3 protein-coding genes are annotated in these 5,469 nt (G+C 61.6%); 1 reads left to right on the forward strand and 2 read right to left on the reverse strand.

All coding sequences use genetic code 11. From position 1 onward, the window contains the following. Both BMI01S_RS35695 and BMI01S_RS35700 read right to left on the reverse strand, forming a co-directional pair. Positions 1–451, reverse strand: a 451-nt coding sequence (locus BMI01S_RS35695) for a UPF0149 family protein (RefSeq protein ID WP_042292692.1), incomplete at its 3' end; no start/stop codon positions are given. Positions 452–495: 44 nt separating this feature from the next. Next, positions 496–3,543, reverse strand: a complete 3,048-nt coding sequence (locus BMI01S_RS35700) for a Tn3 family transposase (RefSeq protein ID WP_028232561.1) — start codon at positions 3,541–3,543, stop codon at positions 496–498. Positions 3,544–3,694: 151 nt separating this feature from the next. Here BMI01S_RS35700 and BMI01S_RS35705 point away from each other — a divergent pair, with 151 nt between their 5' ends. After that, entirely contained in the window at positions 3,695–5,401 is a 1,707-nt protein-coding gene (locus BMI01S_RS35705) for a phage integrase family protein (protein WP_028232562.1), read from the forward strand. Positions 5,402–5,469 lie beyond the last annotated feature (68 nt).

The following is a 5,469-nucleotide window of genomic DNA, read 5'->3' on the forward strand; positions in this document are numbered from 1 at the left end:
GAAGCATCATGATCGGGATCATCGGTCCACCGTGCTCCTCGTCATGGATCAGCTCACCCCAGCTCGCGGGACGCATCTGTACGCCGCGCATGAAGCCGTGTGCCCAGTCGTTGGCCGGGGCAACACCATCCTCTCGCTCGAGCAACACAGGCAGGTACACGTTCGGCTCATGCAGCGTTTGCTGCAATTCCGTGCTGATCGTGTTCCAGTGACGCATGAGCAGCTCGACGATTTCTGTGGCCTGTCCGTCACTTTCAAACGAAAAATCTTCCCCCCAGATCTGCGGCAGATACTCGCTGGGAAACACGATGTCTGGCCCGCAAATCAACGCGACGAAATAGCCGTCGACCGTTTCGATGTTCATCGCTGCATCGCCGATGGAGTCGAGAAACCCGGCGAGACGGGCGAAATCGTCGTCGGCAAGCGGTTGTTGGGACGTCAGGTTATTCACGGCAGATTTTCTCTTCGCGAGGTCAAGGCGGCTATAGCCGATGATTATACGATGTTGAGCTCGTCGGGTATGGCGGCAGGATCGGTTGAGCTTTCGGCAGTTTGCGAGGGACGCCGAATCCGCGGCTCCGCCCCCGGCATCCGCCGCAGTGGCCTGAACCTGCCGGCCTGAAGCTTGCGGTCCTTATGCCAGACATAGTCGCCCGTCAGGTTGATGTGTTCCCAGCCAAGCGGTGACAGATACGGCAGCAGCGTAGCGTCGGCCGGTACACCACGGGCGTGCATGGTCTGTACAGCCCGCTCGAGGTAGACGGTGTTCCACAGCACGATCGCGGCGGTGACCAGATGCAGACCGCTGGCGCGATAACGCTGCGCCTCAAAGCTACGATCGCGGATTTCACCGAGGCGGTAGAAGAACACCGAGCGCGCAAGCGCATTGCGGGCCTCGCCCTTGTTCAAGCCGGCATGAACGCGTCGGCGCAGTTCGACGTTCTGAAGCCAGTCGAGAATAAAGAGCGTGCGCTCGATGCGGCCGATTTCCCGCAGTGCGACAGCGAGTCCGTTCTGTCGCGGATAGCTGCCAAGCTTGCGCAGCATCAGCGAAGCTGTGACGGTGCCCTGCCGGATCGACGTCGCCAGACGGAGAACCTCGTCCCAGTTCCTCCGCATGTGCTTTTCGTTGTACGTGTCGCCGATCATTGAGGCAAGCGCAGGATAATCCTTGGGATTGCCTGGCACATACAGCTTCATGTCGCTGAGATCACGGATGCGTGGCGCAAACCGGAAACCAAGCAGATGCATCAGCGCAAAGACGTGATCGGTAAATCCGTTGGTGTCAGTGTAATGTTCCTGGATGCGCAGATCCGACTCGTGATACAGCAGTCCGTCGAGTACATAGGTCGAATCGCGCACACCGACGTTCACGAGGTTCGGATAGAACGGCGCGTACTGGTCGGAGATGTGCGTGTAGAACATGCGTCCGGGCTCGGCGCCGTATTTCGGATTCACGTGTCCCGTGCTCTCGGCCTTGCTGCCCGCACGGAAGCGCTGCCCATCGGATGACGAGGTGCTGCCGTCGCCCCAGTGGGCGGCGAACGGATGGGCGAACTGTGCGTTGACGAGTTCAGCCAGCGCCTGTGAGTAGGTTTCGTCCCGGATGTGCCACGCCTGCAGCCACGACAGTTTCGCGTAGGTGGTACCGGGGCAGGCCTCCGCCATCTTCGTCAGTCCGAGGTTGATCGCGTCGGCCAGGAGCGTCGTGAGCAGCAGGGTCTTGTCTTTCGCTGTCTCACCGGTCTTCAGGTGCGTAAAGTAGCGGGTGAAATCGGTCCACGCATCAACCTCCATCAGCAACTCGGTGATTTTCACGCGCGGCAGCATGACCGATGTCTGGTCAATGAGTGCCTGGGCCGCCTCGGGTACCGCGGCATCGAGCGGCGTCATTTTCAGGCCCGATTCCGTGATGATCGCATCGGGCAGCCCGTTATCGGCGGCGAGGCGGTTGACGGTTGCCAGTCGCTGCTCCGGCAACTGCCGCCGCTCCTCCAAGTAACGGTCGCAATCAGCGATGATCGGCAGCGGCAAGACATTGCCCTGCATGATCGCCTGGAAATTCTCTGTCGGCAGCAGGTAGTCGTCAAAGTCCCTGAACTGGCGTGAGCCCTGCACCCAGATGTCGCCTGAGCGTAGCGCGTTCTTCAGCTCGGCGAGCGCGCACAGTTCGTAGTAACGGCGATCGATACCGCTGTCGGGCATCACGAGTGGTTTCCAGCGTGGCTTGACGAAGGCGGTGGGCGCGTCGGCAGGCATTTTTCGCACTCCGTCGTTGTCCATGGCACGGATCGTATCGACGGCTGCAAGCACATCCGTCGCCGCAGGAGCGGCACGTAGCTTCAGGATGTCCAGGAAGGCCGGGACGTACCGGCGCAGTGTCGCATAATGATCCCCGATCTGATGCAGAAAATCGAACGCTTCGGGCTGGGCGAGCTGCTCGGCTTCGCTGACGCTTTTCGTGAACGCCTCCCACGACATGACGGATTCGATCGCCTTGAACGCGTCGGCGCCGTTTTTCTTGGCTTCCAGCAGAGCCCGGCCCAGCTTCCCGTACAGTCTCACCTTGTCGTTGATGGCTTTTCCCGAACGATGAAACTGCTCCTGATGCTTCTTTTTCGCGGCATTGAAGAGCCGTCCGATGATGCGGTCGTGCAGATCAACGATCTCGTCAGTGACCGTCGCCGTAGCTTCGATCACGATGGCCACCAGGGTGGCATGACGCCGTTGCTTTTCGAATCTGGCCAGGTCGGCAGGCGTCATCTGCGCGCCTTCGCGGGCGATCTTGAGCAGACGGTTCCGGTGCACCATCCGGTCGAGGCCTGCGGGCAGGTCAATGGCGTGGAGGATTTTGAGGCGATCGATATGCTTGAGCATCTGGCGTGAACTCGCCTTCCCCGGCGGCAGTCGCAGCCATGCGAGCCATGTCATGCGGCCGTCATCACGGCGCGTCAATAGCTGGTCGAGTCTTGTCCGGTGCTCATCCGACAGTGATAACGTAAGAACATCGTAGATGCGGCGGGTCGCGCGGGTGACGGCCTCCGCGCAGATTCGCTCAATCACGTTCGCGCCGGGCAGCAGGATTGCCTGCTGGCGCAGGTATCCGACCAGCGCCTGCGCGAGCACCAGGCCCTTGTCGGTCTGCATCGCCAGATCAACAAGGGCCTGCACGGCCGGACGGTAGTCACGCACAGTGAGCAATCGCAACTGCAGCGCGGCCTGCAGTTCGAGCAGATGTTCGCGACGCGTCTGGTCCCGCTTTGCATACTCTTTCCAGAACATCGGTTCTATGCTGAGCTGCCCGGCAACGTACTCCAGCAGCGCAGGCGGCGGTTCGACGCCTGCGCCCAGGATAATCCCCGGATAGCGCATGCAGCAGAGCTGGACGGCGAAACCCAGACGGTTGGCCGCGCCCCGGTGCTGGCCGATCAGCGACAGTTCCGCTTCGTTGAATGTGTAGTGGCGGATGATCTCATCATGGCTCTCCGGAAACGAGAAGAGACTGTCGCGCTCGGCAGGCGAGAGAATGGAACGTCGTGGCATGGTTGGCTCGGCAAGGGGTGGGGATGGTGCCGACAGGGTTTGCGGCACTGATTCCACCGGATTGACGGTTCAGGAAAGCGCAGTGTAATCCGTTCTATCGTCATAATTCTTCTTATGGCGATAGTGATTTTTAATAGATAAACTGGCAAACATGAAAACGCGTCAGTCCCAGCCCACCTCGCACTCCATCCCTACCGAACCGTCGGCGTTTCCGGATGCTGACCGACTTGCCGCGCTGCGCGGCTGGTATGCAGGCCTGTCATCGCGTGCCGCCGTGGACCGCTACCTGCCTCACGTCCGGGCGCAGGGTGAATCTGCGCGTGGCATCATCGGCGCCATCCGCCGTCAGCTTGCCAACCTTGCCTTGGAACGCCAGCGCACCGATCTGGCCGATCTGTTCCAGCACCCCGTCGGTGAACGGGTCGAGCGGGCAGGTGCAATCGCGAACGCGATTGACACCCTGCGTATGCTGCCCGCACCGCAACCGAAAATCGCCGATGACATCAGTCTTTGGCTCACACCCCGTGCTGTGCGCGCGCTGCGTGCGTATGGCATTGCGACGCTCGCGGACCTGACAGTTCGTGTGCCCCGCCGACGCCGTTGGTGGAGCGTCGTGCCCGGGCTGGGCCAGACCAGCGCCCGTCAGATCGAGGCGTTTTTTGAAGCCCACCCACAGTTGACGGAGCGTGCCCGGGCGCTGGTTGCGGTAAGCGCCCTCAGCGTTGTTGTTCCCTGGGAACGGTTACGGATACCCCATGAGGTCGATGGTTCGCACGGCAGCTTCCGCGCGCCCCGGCAAGCCTGCGCGCTCGACGCAAACAACGATTACGAAGCGGTACAGGCATGGCTTGCCCTGCACGAAACCATCGCCACGCAAAGTGCATACCGCAAGGAAGCCGAGCGCTTGATCCTGTGGGCCATCGTCGAGCGCGGGCGGGCGCTGTCCTCACTCACGACCGAAGACGCCATTGCATACCGCAGTTTCCTTCGGCACCCGCAGCCGCGCGAGCGCTGGATCGGACCGCCACGACCGCGTAGCGCTCCCGAGTGGCGTCCGTTCGCCGGCAACCTGTCGGCGCGCTCGACCGCCTACGCGCTTTCAGTTCTCGGCGCGCTGTTTCGCTGGCTCATCGAACAGCGCTATGTGCTCACCAACCCGTTTGCCGGCATCAAGGTCCGAGGCAAGACACGCGTGAAACCGCTCGACACGTCACGCGGCTTCACCGAAGGCGAATGGGGGCTGGTTCGCACGATCGCCAACGGACTGGAGTGGTCCTATGGTTGGGGAACACTGGCCGCACAGCGATTGCGCTTCCTGCTCGACTTCTCGTACGCGACAGGCCTGCGGGCAAGCGAATTCGTTGGCGCGAGACTTGGGGACATTCGTACGGGTGCAGACGGCGCCCATTGGCTCAACCTCGTCGGTAAAGGCGGCAAGGCTGGCAAGGTAGCGTTGCCGTCACTCGCCCGAACCGCACTCGAGCAGTATCTCGTCCAGAGGCACCTGCCGGTGACGCCGCAGCGCTGGGATCCAAAGACCCCGTTACTGGCAAGCGTTGACGAAGAAGGCGCAACAGCCATCACCCGTTCCCGACTGTGGTATGTGTTGCGGCGATTTTTTCATCTGGCCGCCGATGTCATCTGCGCCGATCATCCCGTGCTGGCCGAAAAGTTGCGACGCGCCAGTCCCCACTGGACACGGCATACGCACGCCACGCATGCACTCGCCCGCGGCGCGGAGTTGACGGCGGTACGCGACAACCTTCGGCACGCCTCGATTGCGACAACCTCGATCTATCTCCAGGGCGACGAAATCAAACGCTACCGGCAGATGGACGAGGCGTTCGCCGCACCATAGGCGGGTACCCAAGCTGCGGGTTTCATCCGCTTAGCGTGCTTTATTTTCTGTTTCCTGAAGCGAGCCCT

Source organism: Paraburkholderia mimosarum LMG 23256 = NBRC 106338, assembly GCF_000739815.1.
Classification (GTDB): domain Bacteria; phylum Pseudomonadota; class Gammaproteobacteria; order Burkholderiales; family Burkholderiaceae; genus Paraburkholderia; species Paraburkholderia mimosarum.